This window comes from Stieleria neptunia, from assembly GCF_007754155.1.
Taxonomy (GTDB): domain Bacteria; phylum Planctomycetota; class Planctomycetia; order Pirellulales; family Pirellulaceae; genus Stieleria; species Stieleria neptunia.
This window is the reverse complement of record NZ_CP037423.1, coordinates 7,736,543-7,753,491: the sequence shown is the minus strand read 5'-3', so window position 1 is coordinate 7,753,491 and position 16,949 is coordinate 7,736,543. Positions and strand designations below refer to the sequence as shown.

Annotated in this window: 12 protein-coding genes; 5 read left to right on the top strand and 7 right to left on the bottom strand. The window is 59.7% G+C overall.

The features are described from left to right. Nucleotides 1-50 precede the first annotated feature (50 nt). From Enr13x_RS26940 to Enr13x_RS26925, 4 genes are all read right to left on the bottom strand, one after another. Entirely contained in the window at nt 51-890 is an 840-nt protein-coding gene (locus tag Enr13x_RS26940; RefSeq protein WP_231743809.1) for a hypothetical protein, read from the bottom strand. A gap of 105 nt (nt 891-995) precedes the next feature. Beyond that, nucleotides 996-1,820 (bottom strand): GTP cyclohydrolase FolE2, encoded by an 825-nt coding sequence (folE2, locus tag Enr13x_RS26935; protein ID WP_145390021.1) that lies wholly within the window; start codon nt 1,818-1,820, stop codon nt 996-998. Between the two features lie 493 nt (nt 1,821-2,313). Then, entirely contained in the window at nt 2,314-4,176 is a 1,863-nt protein-coding gene (locus Enr13x_RS26930) for a tetratricopeptide repeat protein (RefSeq protein ID WP_145390020.1), read from the bottom strand. Nucleotides 4,177-4,277: 101 nt separating this feature from the next. Next, entirely contained in the window at nt 4,278-5,303 is a 1,026-nt protein-coding gene (locus Enr13x_RS26925) for an IS630 family transposase (protein WP_145385672.1), read from the bottom strand. 542 nt (nt 5,304-5,845) lie between these two features. Between Enr13x_RS26925 and Enr13x_RS26915 the strand changes: the two genes are divergently transcribed. After that, nucleotides 5,846-6,532, top strand: coding sequence for a DUF2293 domain-containing protein (locus tag Enr13x_RS26915; protein ID WP_145390018.1), 687 nt, complete (start codon nt 5,846-5,848; stop codon nt 6,530-6,532). 149 nt (nt 6,533-6,681) lie between these two features. Here the strand turns inward: Enr13x_RS26915 and Enr13x_RS26910 are convergent, their stop codons facing one another. Together Enr13x_RS26910 and Enr13x_RS26905 are read right to left on the bottom strand one after the other, a co-directional pair. Further along, nucleotides 6,682-7,536 (bottom strand): histidinol-phosphatase HisJ family protein, encoded by an 855-nt coding sequence (locus tag Enr13x_RS26910; protein WP_145390017.1) that lies wholly within the window; start codon nt 7,534-7,536, stop codon nt 6,682-6,684. A 160-nt stretch (nt 7,537-7,696) separates the two neighbouring features. Continuing rightward, nucleotides 7,697-7,933: a hypothetical protein gene (locus Enr13x_RS26905; protein WP_145390016.1), complete on the bottom strand. Its 237-nt coding sequence runs from the start codon at nt 7,931-7,933 to the stop codon at nt 7,697-7,699. 140 nt (nt 7,934-8,073) lie between these two features. Here Enr13x_RS26905 and Enr13x_RS26900 point away from each other — a divergent pair, with 140 nt between their 5' ends. Further along, complete coding sequence (locus Enr13x_RS26900) at nt 8,074-9,315, top strand: SGNH/GDSL hydrolase family protein (protein ID WP_145390015.1); 1,242 nt, start codon at nt 8,074-8,076, stop codon at nt 9,313-9,315. A gap of 78 nt (nt 9,316-9,393) precedes the next feature. Here the strand turns inward: Enr13x_RS26900 and Enr13x_RS26895 are convergent, their stop codons facing one another. Next, nucleotides 9,394-10,458, bottom strand: coding sequence for a DegT/DnrJ/EryC1/StrS family aminotransferase (locus tag Enr13x_RS26895; protein WP_145390014.1), 1,065 nt, complete (start codon nt 10,456-10,458; stop codon nt 9,394-9,396). Nucleotides 10,459-10,672: 214 nt separating this feature from the next. Here Enr13x_RS26895 and yajC point away from each other — a divergent pair, with 214 nt between their 5' ends. The 3 genes from yajC (at nt 10,673) to Enr13x_RS26880 (ending at nt 16,829) form a co-directional block, all read left to right on the top strand. Next, nucleotides 10,673-11,059, top strand: a complete 387-nt coding sequence (gene yajC, locus Enr13x_RS38260; protein WP_197455380.1) for a preprotein translocase subunit YajC — start codon at nt 10,673-10,675, stop codon at nt 11,057-11,059. A gap of 199 nt (nt 11,060-11,258) precedes the next feature. Then, on the top strand, nt 11,259-14,525 hold the full coding sequence (gene secD, locus Enr13x_RS26885; RefSeq protein ID WP_145390012.1) for a protein translocase subunit SecD: 3,267 nt from the start codon (nt 11,259-11,261) through the stop codon (nt 14,523-14,525). A 222-nt stretch (nt 14,526-14,747) separates the two neighbouring features. Continuing rightward, nucleotides 14,748-16,829 (top strand): M28 family peptidase, encoded by a 2,082-nt coding sequence (locus tag Enr13x_RS26880; protein ID WP_145390011.1) that lies wholly within the window; start codon nt 14,748-14,750, stop codon nt 16,827-16,829. Nucleotides 16,830-16,949 lie beyond the last annotated feature (120 nt).

Genomic DNA, 16,949 nt, shown 5'->3' with positions numbered 1-16,949 from the left:
TTTTCGCCATGACAGGCTGGAAGCCTATCCCACTTCTTCTTCCGACGGTCCTATGTCTTTCCACCCCCGTCCTCCGGCGGCGTTTCGGGCGTGTCGGATTCGCCGACCGGATCGGGTTCCGGATCGACCACCGCCGAATTGGTTGCAGGCGGATCCATCCGAATGTGTCGTGTCTGGAATTCGGTGATTTCGCTCAGCAGCACGATCTTCTGCCAGATCTTTCGCGACAGCCCCGTCGTCAATTGTTCGACTTCGCTGACCGCGGCGACGGATGCGGAATCATTAAATCGCTGGACATACAGCGCTGCGATCTTGCCGATCAGGGACAGCATCTCGGTGCAGTAGTCGAGGTAGCGGTTCAGCTCCAACGGGCCCATCGCTTCGGCCGGCGAATGGTCGGTTTGACGATACCGCTCCAGCATCCGTTCGGGATCTTTGGTCAACTGGTGCATGTCCACCACGTGTGCGATCGATCGCAATTCGTGCACGGCCACCAAGGCGCGACGACGTTTGATTCGAATTTCCAGACTTGTCAGAAAGTAGAGCGTCGCGCCCAAGACGATCAGCGTGTTTGCGCCCGCGTCGAACGTTCCGATCAGATCGGTCCAGCCGATCGCTTCATCCTTGAAACGGACCGAGTGGGTGACGAACCAGATCATCGAACCGACCAGCACCATCACAACGATGGCCAGCAGATAGCCGCAAATGCGAATCCACCAGACGGATTCGCCAATCCCTTGCGCCCGAACGGCTGACTTTTCGGCAACCTCCAGCAACTGGGTGCACAGATCGGACAGCCCGCTGCCGGGAAAGCGATCGGAAATGCGTTGGTGCAGCGCCGCGACCGTTTCGATGATCGCTCGCTCGCTGAGGATGAGTTTGGAGGACATGGTCGGCTGAGCGGGAGGCTTGGGATAGCAGCCGACCATTCGAACGAACCCGCGATCGACAGGCTGGAAGCCTATCCCACTGCTCGATGGCTGGTTACTGAACGATTACTGCTCGCGTTTATCACATTCGATGAACGCGTAGGCATTGTGATTGTGGATCGATTCGTAGTTTTCGCTGCTGCACTGGTACCAGACGATTCGGTCGTCGTTGTTGAGTGCAACGGCCAAGTCGCGGACGATGTCCTCTACGAATTTTGGGTTCTCGTAGGCCCGCTCGGTGACCCATTTTTCATCGGGACGTTTCAGCACGCTGAAGACTTGTGTCGAAGCGCATTGTTCGACGATCCCGAACAGTTCTTCGATCCACAAGTGGACGCCTTCGGCCATTCGGACTTTGACCGTCATGTCACAACGTTGGTTGTGGGCGCCGTAATCCGAAATCTCCTTGGAGCAGGGACACAGGCTGGTCGCCGGGATCTTCAGCGTCATCACGAAATCGTCGGTTCCGTTGCTGGCCAATTCAAAGGCGACGTCAAAATCCAGTTTTCCGGACTGCCCGCTGACGGGAGCCGTTTTGTCAACGAAGTAGGGGAAGCTGAGTTCCAGGTAGGCATCCTGGGACTCCAGTTTCTCCTTCATCCGATTGGCCACCAACGGCAACGCGTCGCTGCTGAGTTCTTCGTGGTATTCGTTCAGCACTTCCAGGAACCGCGACATGTGTGTTCCTTTCACGTCGTGCGGCAGCGAAACAAACATGTTGATCGTCGCGACGGTGTGAATGAACTCATTGCCCTTTCCCTTGCCAGGCGTCCGCAGGGAAATGGGGTAACGGACATTGGTCACGCCGACTTTATTGATCGCGACCTTTCGTCCGTCGCCGGTCGATTGGATGTCGGGCAACGGGGTCGCGGTGATAGAAGCTTCGGTCATGGGCTGTCTGTATCTATGCAAAAAAGGTGATTGGTGGTGAGCGATCCGATGGAATCGCCCCGACTGCGGACGCATCCGCAAACCGAAAACGTTACTTTCGGCGTCGCTGTGCCGAGCGAACACGCCGGCTCAGCCGTCCAAATCGTTTGGCGGTGGTTAAACAGTTAAGCGGGGAAAGGCGGCTACCGCGGGCGAGCCTTTTCCAGCTGGCGGGAGTACGTTGCTCAAAATCGCAAATCGCGATCGAGCCGTTTGCAAGCGCAGTCGTCCCGGCCCGTCCAGTGTGACGTGGCGGCAACCCCTACACAATGGCTGAGGCGTGAAGAGCCGCAAAACACCGATGATTTAGCGGGAAAAGCGTCGGGAAATCGGCCCGAATTTGTCCTTGATCACGGACCAAGTGTCCGCCGGACGGGGCCGTTGAAGCCCAAGACGGACGTTCCGCCTTGTCATTTCCGCATCGACAGGCTGGAAGCCTATCCCACTTGTTGCGCTACTGACGCAGTTGACTTGCTTTTTCAAAGCATTCTGCGGCCAGTTCGTTCTCACCGAGGGACTCGTGCAAGCGGCCCAGTGACTCGTAGGCCGCGGCTTGCCGCAACCCCTGACTGACGAACACGGCTTGCATCAAATATCCCTTCGCCGCATCGGTATGACCTTGCATGGCCAAAAGCTCACCAAACGGACGACAGGCTCGATCGAAATCTCCGATCTCAAACAGTTCCGTGTACTGCTCGATCGCTGCGTCGATTTGTCCCTCGTGGACCAGACAATCCGCCAAAATGTATCGACTCTCCAAGTCCAGCGGCAGCAACCGCAGGGCGTCGTCGGCATTCCTCCGGGCCTCCTCGAATTTCCCCGCCCAGTGGGTCAGTTTGGCCAAATTCCGAAACGCGACCGCCTGGGCTCGCCGATCAATGTTGCTTCGAACCTCTTCAGCCGCAGCGACAATCTGTCGGTCGGTTGGCGTGGCGGGCACGATCGCCCGGTCGGCAAGCGAGCGCACGATCGCCAACGCGATTTCGCGATGCACGTCCACGGTCGGGTGGACATGATCCAGAAACGACTCTGCACCAAAGCAGACATGCCCTTGTTCACGCTGCGATCGAGCGGCCAGATGGGCTTCAAAGTCGACGGGGATCACGGAGCTTTCCGAAAGGAATTCGCGTAGGATTTGCTTGATCGGAGTCGTTGCACGCAAGGGGCAGATGTCTTCATCGATCGCACGTTGAAAGCTGTTCGCGGCATCATTCGCGAGACCGACTTCCAACAGCGCGCGGCCGCGCAGGAAATGGACGTCGGCGTGAACCTGGTCTTGTTCCAGAATCAGCTCCAGCACTTCCAGCGCCTGAGCCGCCGCACCGTCGGCCAGCAACTCGCGAGCGGTTTCAAGATCTTGTGTCAATCGCTGTCGCGTCGGACCATCGATGCCGTCTCCGAAGTCGGCTTTGAAAGGCGAACAGTCGCGAAGATTGGACGCCGGCACGACGACCGCCAACGCCGCGCCGGCCCCCTGGGCGATTTGCTGCATCCGCCGCAGATTGATGCGAAAGTGTTCTTCCACACCGCGATGCCAGGACGGATTTCGCTGGTAACTGGCCGGTCCAATCGTGTGGTTCAAAATCTCGTCGACTTCGCCGGAGAGGATCTGTTTGGAGTCCTGGTGACCCGTTGAACGAAGACGATCAACCAGCAACTCGATGGATTGGCCGACGCGCGTTTTGGTGGCGAGCGTTGACAGCGCACGGGCCGCCGGCACACCAGGCGTTTCCGACGATTCGATCAGGTCGCCGTACGTCCGCCATTCCAGAAACTCATTCTGGCCGGTGTACAAGATGAACAGGTCGACGTCGTGCCCAGCGAATTCCTGCATCACACCCGCGACGCGATAGCTGGCATAGCTGACGCCGCCGGCGTTGATCACTTCCCATTGTCGCTGCGGGCCGACCAGCGGCAACAACGTCCTCAGCCAACCACAAAACGAAGTCGAATCATCGAAGGGGCGGCCGAAGGTTGTCGATCCGCCCAGGCAGACAATGCGGTAGGTCCCCGCCGGCTTGGATGCCGGGAACGATTGATCGTTGAACCACACGAGCTTGGCGGGATTGATTCGCAAACCAGGTTCCGTCGCATCGCCGTTCGGATCCGAACGTTCGTCTTCGACCAGCAGCGGGACGCTGGGAGAAAATCCGACGAAGGGGTCGGTCGGTGGCGGGGGATCCCAAAAGCAAGCCAGCAGCAATTCCGCGATGCCGAACAATGCGAAACACAGCACCAAGGAAAAGAGCAGCCGTTTCGCCAGGCTGATGCGTGGTGCATTGCGTGGGGCGGGTGGGTGCGTGACGTTGTGGTTCATGGGGGCAGTATAGACACCCGTGGCCTTGCCGGTCTTGCGCCCGGGCTCTGCCGGACGCCGTGAACGATTGGTTTCCCGTGTTTTAAGCACGTCAGCACGAGTTATTCGGCATAACTTTCAAGTGATGGCATGTAGGTTACCTCACCGATTTCGCATAGCTTCGTCGTCAGCGTTTGTAACAAGGTTTTGAATCGTTCCCAGGCCGTGGCGGGCATTTGTTGATACTTTAGTTGCCTCCATAGTCGCTCGATCGAATTCAGTTCGGGACTATACGGCGGAAGATGATAAACCAGCAGCCCACGCTCTGCCCAGCGTTCGATCGATGCTTCAAAAGCTCCGCTGGTGTGGCAAGATGCATTGTCGAGGATGACCACCGTTGTTTGGTCAATCGTCTCACAAAAATCATCCATGATTTCAATGACCGTTTGCGTGTTGACGTACCCTTTGTGAAGATAGGTATGGGTGGTTCCATCTTGATGCTCAAAGCCAAGTGCCTGAACCGTCGCCCCATGGGCGCCGGTGACTGGCACATCGGTCCGTTCGCCGATGGGAAGCCATCCGTATGGCACCACGCCCTTAAGCGAAAATCCCGCTTCGTCAAAGTATACGACATCCAGTTCAGGTTCATTGAGCAACTCGGCGAGTTCCTCTTGAGCCAACCGGAAAGCCTTTTCGTCTCGTTTTTTCCGCAGGCTGCGCCGAAACCGCTTCCAGCTCAAATTGAATCGTCGGGCGTAACGACGCAGCGAATGTCGGCTGATCGATTTGCCGGTCCGTGTTCGCAAACGCGACAGGACTGTGGCAGGCCGGGAGGGAAATTGCCGCAACAAATCTTTGAGGATTTGCTCTTCCTGTTCATTGAGCTTCCTCGGTCCGCCTGGTCGCTTTTCGTCCAGCAGGGCGTCTGGTCCGTCTTGTTCAAAGTGTTTGATCCAAGCTCGCACGCTGTCTCTACTGACACTAAGAATATCGACGATCTGCTCAATTTCGTATTGAGCATCGCTCAGAAGAATCGCGTGTGCCCGTATTCGTGTGTAATGGTTTGGATGCTGTTTCCAAAGCTCAATCAGACGGTCACGTTGCTGCTGGTTCGTGATTTTCGCGAAAACGGTTGCAGGTCTTGCCATGGTAAGTCTCCCGTGATTGTCGGGAGGCACCGACCTTGCCAGGCCCGTCCGACGACCGGACAATTAGCTAGCAAAAGAACGAACCGCGCCCATCGTGACAAACCTGCAAAAGCCTTGCCAATTTCCATGAACTACACATGCTCACGTGCTTAGGAGGTGTTAGCGGCAGGGCGCGAGCCCTCCGGTTCCGCTGTCTTTGCCGAAACACCGGAGGGCTCGCGCCCTGCCGCTAACAAATCGTTCACGGCGTAAGGCTCCGCCTCTCGTGCGTCGGAGGCGGAGCCTCCGGCAAAGCCCGTTCCAAGGCGGAGCCCTGGAACGAGGTGGGAGGCGGAGCTTTGGAACGAGGCTCCGGTGTGGATGCTCACCCCATCATTCTGCCCCGAATCATTCTGCCATCCCTCCCCCGATCCCCAGGGGCGTCTCCGGGGAGGAACGCTTGATGCAAAACCGGATTCGTCGTATCAAGATGCCCCGCGCGACCCGCCGATCAAGTCGGTGTGCGTTGTGATTGACCGCTTTCCCCGTGCCGCTTCTGCCCGATGCCCGAAAAGACTCGCGTTGTCGCTCCCGGACCCTCCGCCCAACAGGTCGTCGACGAAGACGGAACCAAGCTGTCGATTCCGACCGGCTGGGAATTGTTGCCGCCCGGCGATGCGGGGCTGACCCGTCGTGTGAAAGCGGCCGGGCCGACGTGGACGGTGAAAGAACGCCGCGGGCGACGGGTGTTTTCCAAAGGCGTTTGGGCGGACGCCGATCAGATCGCCGCCGCCAAGGCAAAACTGGATGCCGAGCGGTCGACCGACGCGTACGCAAAAAAGCGAAAAAGTGACGTGGCCCGACGCGAGAAGAAACAAGCCGAGTACGTCGGCGAGTTCGAAAACGCGGTGCTCACCTTCCTCAATTTTCATGCGGCCCATCACGACATCGCCAAGCGGCTGGCCGTTGCCGTCACCACACATGCAACGCCCGTGGGCAGCGGCACCGTCGCCCGCACGCAACGCATCCCGGTCGAGCGTCGGGCGGAGTCTGCGGTGATCGCCTGGATGCGTCACCAGACGACCGCTTATGACAACCTGTCGATCCCACGGGTGAAAGGGAAACGGCGCGAAGTCCGCCGCATGCTGGCCGCCGAATCACGACGGTTGCTGCAAGGTTACCGCAGCGGAAAACAGATCGATGCGGCGCAATGCCCGTTGCAACGGGCGCTGGCGAACGCGAGCGAGTGAAGCGGGATGGGTTTCGGTTGAGACGGCGACGAGTCGGGCTGAGGCGAACGTGGCGTTTGGACGTTCGACCCTCCCCTCGCTGCGCTCGACCCTGCCTGCCAGGGAGGGTGGCTTCTTTACTTGGGGCGCGAGCCTCGCCTGCCAGGACGCTACCGCCCCAGGCTGGCGGCTTCGTCGACCGGGATCATCGACGCCAGTGCGGTTTCAATTTCCACCGATTGGCGCTTGCGACCGAGAAAGAAATTCACGTGCGTGTAGCCGACGCTCTGCAGCAGCCGCATGGCGGTTTCATAACCGTCGCCGACGCGCTGGGGCGTGTGGGCGTCGGCCCCGAGTGTGACGGGGATCTCACGTGACTTCATTTCAGCCAGCATGTCGGGAAAGGGATTCATTTCCGAGATGCGCTTGTTGACCCCACTGGTATTCAGTTCCATCGCCACGCCGGTCTTGGCGATCCGATCGAGCGCCGGACGGATCACGTCCAAGATCGAATCGGGATCCCAGGCTTCGGTGGTGAAATTCTTGATCAAATCCGGATGGGCCAATGAGTCGAACAACCCGGTCTCCGCCGACTTGGCCAACAGGTTGAAATAGATCCGTTGGACTTCGACCAAGTCGTCTTGCCAATACGTCTCACGAAACTCGCCGATCTGGGGATGCACCGAACCGAGCACGAAGTGAAAGTCGGCGGCGGAGAGTTGTTTTTCCAAATACGCTTCGTGGCCTTCAAAATAATCGGCTTCCAGGCCCAATCGAACGTCGACGCGCCCTTTCCAATCATCGGTCGCCTGGGCAACCAAGTCGACATAGGCGTCGAATTCCGATTCCGCCATGCGGACGCCGGAGGAGAACCCATTGGGCATCGGGTTGTGACAGGTCACATGCATGCCCCGCAGTCCGCGCGACTCGGCCACCGCGGCATACTCGGTCGGCAAGCCGTCAGCGTGTTTGCAAAGCGGCGTGTGCGAATGGGATTCGAAAAGGACGGGATCTACTGCGGACATGGACACGTCGAAGGCTGGCGGTGTGATTGGAATGAAAGTGGCGTAAGCTTCCAGCTTGCGACTCGAAGCAGAAAGCTGAAGTGGCGTAAGCTTCCAGCTTGCGACCCCGGTGCAAGCAAAGCTTGCACGGGAAGGCAAGCAGGATGCTTACCCCACGGTGTTAGAACAGGGGGTCGTTGTCGTCTTCGGGATCGCCGCACCATTTCTTCAGGCTGGCGATCACGTGGTCGCGTCCACGCAGGCTGGTCCAGACCGATTCTTCGACATCGAGTCGGATTTCATATTCCCCTTCGCGCTCGCAATCTTTGTCGCCGCACCAGTGGGGAAGGTCGGCGACCCAGACGATGCGGTAAAGTGGGACGTGCTTGTCGTCAACGAGGATCAATGGTGAATCCATGCGACCTGCCATAACGGGGGATAAAGTGGAAAACGTAGAAAGCCGGTTTGGCGCTCTATGTTCTCAGAAATTACGATCAGGACAATCCTTTAACTCTCTCGGTTCGTCAGTACCGAAGTCGTCAAAACCGCCAGGAAATCATGAATCTTTCACTCTTCGGTCGGATCGCCTGTTGTCTCGCGACCGTTTTTTGGGCCGCCGTGACCTGCCGGGGCGATGATCCCGCCTCGGCCGCGGAAGCCGCGGGGGCAACGCCCCCCGCCGCCGTCCAGGTCCGCGGGGACCTGCACCGCAGCCGCGAAATCTTCGCCACCACCGGGCAAGGACGGGTCGCTTTCATCGGGGGATCGATCACCGAGATGGACGGTTACCGACCGATGGTCATGGATAGCTTAGTGGCTCGTTTCCCCGACACCGAGTTCAACTTTACCAACGCCGGAATCGCATCCACTTGCTCGCACACTGGGGCATTTCGGTTGCCTTCGGATGTCTTGAGCAACAAACCCGACTTGCTGTTTGTCGAATTCGCCGTCAACGACGACCAAGACGCCGCCCATAGCTATCAAGACGCACTGCGGGGGATGGAAGGTGTGATCCGTTCGGCCCGGTCCAGTCTGCCCAACGTGGACATCGTGATCACCTACTTCGTCAATCCGGGGATGCTGCAAACGGTCCAAAATGGCAAGCTGCCGACCAGCATCGCCGCGCACGACGCGGTCGCCAAGCACTATGGCATTTCGACGTGCAACGTGGCGGTGGAATTGGCCAAGCAGATCGCCGAAGGGAAAACCAGCTGGGCGATTTACGGCGGTGTCCACCCGAAACCGGCGGGCAATCGGATCGCGGCCAACTTGATCGACGACGTCTTTCGGCACGCCAAATTTTCGCTTGCCGATGCGAAGGCGGCCAGCCGCCAGACCTTCGCCCCCCATCCGCTGCCGCCGCCGATTGACCCGACCAGTTTTTGGCACGGCCGGTTTCTCCCTCGCGACGCGATTGCGTTGGGCAGCGGATGGTCGTTTGTCGAGCCCACTTGGAAAGACATTGCCGGCTCGTTCCGCGAACGGTTTGCCGGCCGGCCGCTGACGGTCGCCACGGTTCCGGAGGCGGAATTGGAGGTCGCGTTTTCAGGGACGGCGATCGGGCTGTTCGTGTTGGCAGGCCCCGATGCCGGCGTGGTCGAATTCTCCATCGATGACGGCGATTGGCACGCCGCAGACCTGTTCCACCGCTTCAGCAAGGGACTGCACTATCCGAGAACCGTCGTGTTGAAAGCGGGGCTGGAAGACGGCCCACACCAGATGAAGCTGCGGGTTTCGAAAAAGAAAAACGGAGCCAGCCAGGGCCACGCCGTTCGAATCCTGGAGTTCGTCGCGTCGTAGGCAACAAAGTGGGATAGGCTTCCAGCCTGTCAGGCGCGTGATGACAGGCTGGAAGCCTATCCCACCCCTATCCCGTGGTCACGACGCCGCCTCCGACAACCGCTGCACCAATTGCGTCCGCAGTGGACCGGTTGCTAGCAATGCCGAGTGGTCGAGCAGGCAGAGTTGTTCGCCCAGGATCCGGCAACGGTCCAGCGTGCCGACTTTGTCACAGCGTCGATCACTGCTGCGGTGCATCGATCGATAGCCCGGACCGACCGGCAATTCGTCGCGGCGGAGTGTTTCCAGCATCGTGTCACGCCGCTCGGACAAGAATGCGAATTTATAGAACGTCGCTTGAGGCGTCACCTGGCATTCCGCGGTCGCTTGTCGGATCCAGTCGACCCCTGCGTTGATTGCCGAAACGGTCTGCCAGCGGATTTGATTGCATTCGGCCAGACGATCCAGTTGGGGCAGCAGCGCCGCGGCTTGCAATTCGCTCATCGGCGCCGCGTCACTGGGCCGATCCAACCAGGCGTTCAGGCGGCTGGCAATCGGATCGCGGCTGGTCAGCACGGCTCCGCCATTGCCGGCGGTCAGCGGTTTGCTGCCCCCGAAGCTGAGCACACCGACGTCGCCCCAGGCCCCGGCGGGGCGGCCCTCGATTTGCATGCCGGGCGTCTGGCAGGCGTCTTCGATCAGCATCCAGCCCGCGCGGTCACAGATTTCGCGGAGGCGGCGGATTGGGGCGGGCACGCCGTAGAGATGCGAGACCACGACGGCTTTCACCGCAGTTTTCGCGTCCGCCTGTTGTGCCAGGCGTTGCAGGGGCTGTGGATCCAAGGAATAGCTGGACGGATCGGCATCGACGAGGACGGGTCTGGCCCCCAGCAATTCGATCGCCCGAAAATTTCCGGGGTAGTCGTAGCCGCAGAGGACGACTTGGTGACCGGCCGCGACCCCGGCGGCGCGGAGGGCCAATTCGATGCCCAGCGACCCGCTGCTGACCAAACGGACATGGCGGCAGCCGACCGCTGCGGCGATCTGTTCCTGCAGTGCGGCCGTCGCTTCCCCCCGGTAGCGTCCCCAGTCGCCGCGGCGGACGGTCCGCAAAATCGACTCGGTGATCTCGGGCCATTGGGGGGGCCAGGCGGGAAACATCATGGAGTTGCGGGCGGTGTTGGTCGTTTTCGAGCGATCTGGGAGTGTGGCAAACAGGCGTGTCAGTTTGGGGGGAGTGGCGAGTTGGGGCCGGAAGTCTGGCAAAAGCGTCGAAACTTCGTTGCTGGCTGGGCTTGTGACCAATTTTGGCCTTCCATATCATGCCGCTCTTGTATTTTGCCTACCCAACCAGATTAGAACCCATTCGGTCCGAATTGTGATCCAACCGCTGCTTCAATTCGTACCGTGGACGATTCTGGCCGACGATGTGGCCCCGGAGGTCGCCGAGCCCAAGCCATTTCTCTTGCAATTGATGGAGAATCCGCTGTTCCCGATTGCGGGAATCATCTTGATCTTCTACCTGACGTTGATCGCTCCGGAGCGTCGACGCAAGGCGGAAGAGGCAAAGCGGATCGCGGGGATCAAGAAAAACGATCGCGTGATCACCAGCGGTGGATTGCACGGCACGGTGGTCAGTGCACCGAGTGACAGCGATGTGGTGACGATTCGGCTGGACGAAAGCGGGACGTTACGGGTGAAGGTCAGCCGCTGGGCGCTGACGGTCATCGAAGAAAAAAAGCCGAAGGACGACGCGAAGGACTAAAGAACATCGATTCGAAATCGAATCCCCCCTCCCCGGAAACGCGCGAGTTTCGGATCGTTTGCCCGCAACAACAGATTCAACCAAGACTGCCCCCATACACCCGAGGTGGTGACGCGACCCGACTGGCGTTGCGGTTTCCACGTTCCCGATCACTGCATTCGTCACGTTTGCATTCCTTTCGACTACGAAACAACCAACGATGGACTGCTTTTCTCTCGTTCAGCCCCTGGCCGATGTAAGTCTGACCGCCCCGAGTCTGCTGCCCGGTCTGCTTTCGACGATCGATTCCGCTTCGATCGCGGGATGGTTCGGCGACCTGCTTTCGGCCAGCCCGATCGCTCAAGGCGAAGCCGAACAAGGTATTTCATGGCAGCAGTACGGATTGCTGGCCGTCGCACTGGCGGTGATCATCCTGCCGTTCACGGTCGGTGGATTTTTCGCCAAGCGGCTCAAGATGCCGACCCATGCCACGCGGATCGGCTTCATCCTGCTGGCGATCACGGTCAGCGTGACGGTGCTGCTCAACCGCTTGCCCGATCAAGGGGTGGACCTTCGCGGCGGCACGATTTTGGTCTACGAAATCGACCCCAGCAAAAGCAATCCGGACGCCGAACAGCAGGGCAACGGAGTCAAATCGAAGGACTTGGTCGGCCCGTTGACCAAGCGGATCAACCCCAGCGGGACGCGCGAGATCGTGATTCGCCCGTACGGTGATTCGCAAATCGAAATCATCATTCCCGAAGTCGACCAGCGCGAAGTCGCCCTGATCGAAGAGACGCTCAAGCAAGCCGGGATTCTGCGGTTTGCGATCGTCGCCAACCGCACCGACCACCAGCGGGTGATCAACCTGGCGGCCGAGCAAGCCGCGTCGCCGGAACGTGCGATTCGGATGAGCGAAGTGATCTCCGACGTCGACGGCAGCACCGTCGGCCGCTGGGCGATCGTCGACCGCGAAACCACAAAAACGGGTGACAACGGTCCGTTTCGCGTCAACATCGGCAACGCGATTGTGCGCAATCCCGACACCGGCGAGTTCGTCGAATTGCCAACACAGGTCCGCGGCGATCAAGTCTTGCAAGCCAACTGGGTCGACAACAACGGGCTTTCGGGTCTGGAAGTCCTGATGATCATCGACCCCCAGATCGACGTCAAAGGGGAAGACCTGGCCTTCGCCTCGACGACCTTTGATGAACAAGGTGCACCGGCTGTCGCGTTCAACCTGACCGACTCGGGCAGCAACAAGTTCCGCGTGCTGACGACCGAAAACTCCCCCCAGGGAACACGACAACGTCAACTCGGGATCGTGATGGACGACCGCCTGTTGTCGGCGCCGAACATTCTGCAGCCGATCAGCAAGCAAGGACGCATCACCGGGAACTTCACCACCGAAGAGGTCAAGGCGCTCGTCGATATCCTGAAAGCCGGCCAATTGCCCGCCGCGTTGACGAAGCAGCCGATCGCAAAGAATCAGATCGATGCGACGCTCGGTGCCGACACGATCCGCAAGGGCGTGATGGCGATCGGCGTGTCATTGATGCTGGTCCTCGTATTCATCCTGTTCTACTATCGGTTTGCCGGTGCGATCGCGTGCTTTGCCCTGGTGCTGAACCTGGCGATGATCTTGGCGACGATGGTGTTGATCCACCAGCCGCTGACGCTGCCCGGATTGGCCGGTCTGGTTTTGACCGTCGGTATGTCGGTCGACGCCAACGTGTTGATCTTTGAGCGGATACGCGAGGAAATCAACAAGGGCGCCAAGGACCGCATGGCGATTCGAAACGGGTTCGCCAAAGCGACCGTCACCATCGTTGACGCCAACTTGACGACGCTGTTCACCGCGATCGTGTTGTATGCGATCGGGACCGACCAGATCCGCGGCTTCGCCGTCACGTTGATCTTGGGCATCCTGTATTCGATGTTCACCGCGATCTACATGTCGCGAACCCTGTTCGACATCGCCGAACGACACAACAAAGTCTCGCTGGGCATGTCCGACATGGTCAACGCGATGAAGAACTCGGTGTCCGGTGGCGGCATGATGGACTTCATCGGCAAAGGCAAAATCGCCCTGGCGATCTCTTCGGTCCTGATTTTGATCGGCATCGGATCGCTCGTCGCTCGTGGCAAGACCATCCTGGACATCGACTTTGCCGGCGGTTCCTCGGTGCAATTCCGGGTCAGCCAATCGACCACCACGCAAAGTATTCGAGATATTGTCGGGACGGGAATCGGTGAACAAGACGGAACCCCCGTCCAGTTCACCGTCAACGGCGTGACCATGGACGGGGCGGACGACGGCACCGTCTTCAAAGTCGACTCGTCGCTGGTGTCGGTCGATGACCTGCAAACCAGGATCGTCGAATCCTTTGCCACCGCGGCGGACACCGACCTGGTCACCTACGACGTCAGCATCTCGGATGCAACCGGCGGATCCGATACCTCCGCGATCGATCGCGATTCCAACGGCGTGATGCTGGTCGCGATGCAAGCGGAAACGGAGGCGGCAGCCGAAGACGCGACCGCTGAAGACGCGACCGCTGAAGACAGTGACTCACCCGCCTCGACGTCTGAGCCTTCCTTGACCGCGGGCGAATCAGCCGTTCGCCGCATCAGTTTGGGGATCGGCGGCGACGACACGAGTGCATCGATCAGCGGTCCGACGTTGATCCAGCGGATGAAAGAAGCCGCCGACGAATTGAAGATCCCACTCAACGAACGGGCCATTGACCTGTTGCCCAGCGGCGAAGGCGCCGAGGACTGGAAGAGCGGATCGAGTGTTCCGTTTTCCGAGTGGAAAGTGACGTTGCCGATGGGCAATCAAGCCGCCGACCAGGTGATGCAAGCCGTCGAACGATCGCTCGGCAACGAACCGGTCTGGGTCAGCAGCAGCAGCGTCGGTGCACGGGTCGCCGGTCAAATGGTCGGCCGTGCCTCGGTCGCCCTGTTCGCCAGTTTGATGGTGATCATCTTGTACATCTGGTTCCGATTCCAACGCGTCATCTATGGCTTTGCCGCCGTTGCCGCTCTGGTCCACGATGTCTTGATCACGCTCGGTGCGATCGCGATCAGCTACTACGTCGCCGACGCACTCGGGTTCCTGTTGATCGACCCCTTCAAGATCAGTCTGACCGTGGTCGCGGCCCTGCTGACGATCATCGGTTACTCGCTCAACGACACGATCGTGGTCTTTGACCGGATCCGCGAAACGAAGGGCAAAGCACCACGATTGACCGGTGAGATGATCAACACCAGCATCAATCAAACGCTCAGCCGAACGTTGCTGACGTCGATCACGACGTTGATCGTGGTCGTGCTGTTGTATCTGTTCGGCGGCCAGGGCATTCATGCCTTCGCATTCTGCCTGGTCATCGGGGTCTTGGTCGGGACGTACAGTTCCGTGTTCGTGGCCAGCCCGATCCTGCTGATGCTGGTCAAGCGAGGCGAAAAAACGGCCGAAGCGGCCTGAGATCGCTGCACACTTGTTCCCAGGCTCTGCCTGGGAACACACTGTTCCGGGGGCTCCGCCTCCGACTGCGGAGGCTGAACCACCGGGGCACGCCCGTCCCCAGCCAGAACCGGGCAACGAGGCGATGGGCGATGCCCCAGGCAATGGTTGTCGATACCCTCGTCGGCGTCAGCAAAGATTGAACAGTTGCAGCGGCAACCATGGCAGTGGAAAACCCCGTCGATGATCATCCGAAAGACCGTGCCGTTTCTCAAGTCGCCCTCCATCCCAACTGTCTCGGCGTTGGTCGTTCTGTGTCTGACGTTATGGAATGTCGCACTCCCGTCGGTCGGCTTAGGGCAGGCCCCCGCTGCCACGGCTTCGGTGGAGAATGCTTCCGCCACAGTGACCGAGACCCTTCGCCGGGACATTCGATTCTTGGCGTCGGAGGAACTTCGCGGGCGGAGCGTCACCGACGAGACGATTGATGTGGCGCGCGACTACCTCCGTGAGCGGATGGAATCGATCGGGTTAGAACTCGACTCCGTCGCCGGCGGTCCGTTTCAACGTGTTGAAATCGCGGTCGGCAGCGAAGTCCGCAACGAGTCGGGGAACGTCTGCCGGATCCAGATCGCCGACCAGCCGGCTGTCCAGGCCGGGCTCGCCGACGGGTTTGGGCCACTGGGGATCGGAAGCGACAAGCAATCCGTGTCGGCCCCGGTCGTGTTTGCCGGGTACGGGATCACATCCGAAACGCACGACTACGACGACTATCAATCGATCGATGCCCGCGGCGCGATCGTGATGCTGCTGCGGAAAGAACCTGGCGCCAGCGATCCGGACAGCCCCTTTGACGGGGTCAAAAACACGCGCCACGCCTACTTTGCCACCAAGGTGATCAACGCGATCGAGCACGGTGCGGTCGCCGTTTTGATCGTCAACGATCCAGACAGCACGCGTGAAGCGGTGCAAAAGGTGCAAAATCGGATCGACCAGGAACAGCGCCGCAAAGAGGGACTGGTCGAGATGCTGTCCAACTTGCCGCAGCAAGCGGTCAAGAACCGCGCGGCGACGGCCGAAAAAATCGCCGGCACGGAGCGGATGATCGCGGCGATGCAGGCTGAATTGACGTCGGCCCGACGGGGCGTGTTGGGAATCGCGGACGCCGGCACGAAGTCCCAGCAGAGCAAAAAGATCCCCGTCGCTTCGATTGCCCGCGACCTGGCCGACCGGATGTTGCGTGCCGATGGCGGCGCGTCGCTGGAAGCGGTCGAAACGCAAATCAACCAGACGTTTCGTCCGGCCAGCCGAGCAATGGATTCGGTCACGGTCGAACTGGCCGTCGATCTGAAGCCGGCGATTGCGGTCAGCGACAACGTGATCGGCCGGCTGCCCGGCAAGGGATTGCTAGCGGACCAGACCCTTGTGGTCGGCGCGCACTATGACCACGTCGGGATGGGCGGATTCGCGTCGATGGCGCCGGGGACGATCGCGGTCCACAACGGGGCCGACGACAACGCCAGCGGCACGGCGACGATGCTGGCATGCGGGGCGGAATTGAAGCGTCGGCTCGCCGGAGCGGACTCGCATCGCACGATCCTGTTCATCGGGTTTACCGGCGAGGAGCGTGGGTTGTTGGGCAGTCAACGCTATGTGGAAGCCCCGGTGCGACCGATCGAAAACACGACCACGATGATCAACTTGGACATGGTCGGCCGACTTCGCGACAATGAGTTGACGGTGTACGGAACGGGTTCGGCCAGCGAGTTGGAGCGTGTCGTTGACACGGCCAACCGAGAATTTCGATTCAATCTTTTCAAGGTGGCCAGCGGGTATGGCCCCAGTGATCACCAGTCGTTCTACCGGGTCGGCGTTCCCGTGCTGTTCTTCTTTACGGGTCTGCACAACGATTATCATCGCCCTTCTGACGATTTCGACAAAATCGATTTTGGGAACCTAACCCGTGTAACCGATATGATCAGTGGTGTGGCATTCCGCCTGGCGGTGCTCCCCCAACGGCCCGTTTATGCCGAGACCGATCCGAGGGTTCAGATTCGTCGTCAAATGACAGCGTTTATGGGCATTCGAATTTCGGAGCAAAACGGTGTGGTGAAAGTCACCGAGGTGACCGATGGGGGGCCGGCATCAAAAGCGGGATTGCAGATCGACGACCAAATTCAGCGTATCGGCCGACAGGCGATTCGCACCACCGGTGACGTCTTGTCCTGGGTGCGGGCGCACGAACCGGGCGACAGCTTCGAAATCGAAGTCCGTCGAAATGCGAACACCGTCGTGTTGCGTGGAAAGCTTGAAAAACGCTCGTAGAAAATGGTGTGATCAATCTTTACGTGGCCCAGGGCGATTGCCACAATCGGAAAACAGTGAACAAAGGCCGGAGCGATTTCGGCACGTCAGCGAACGAGTGTTTTGGTACAGGCAACGGAT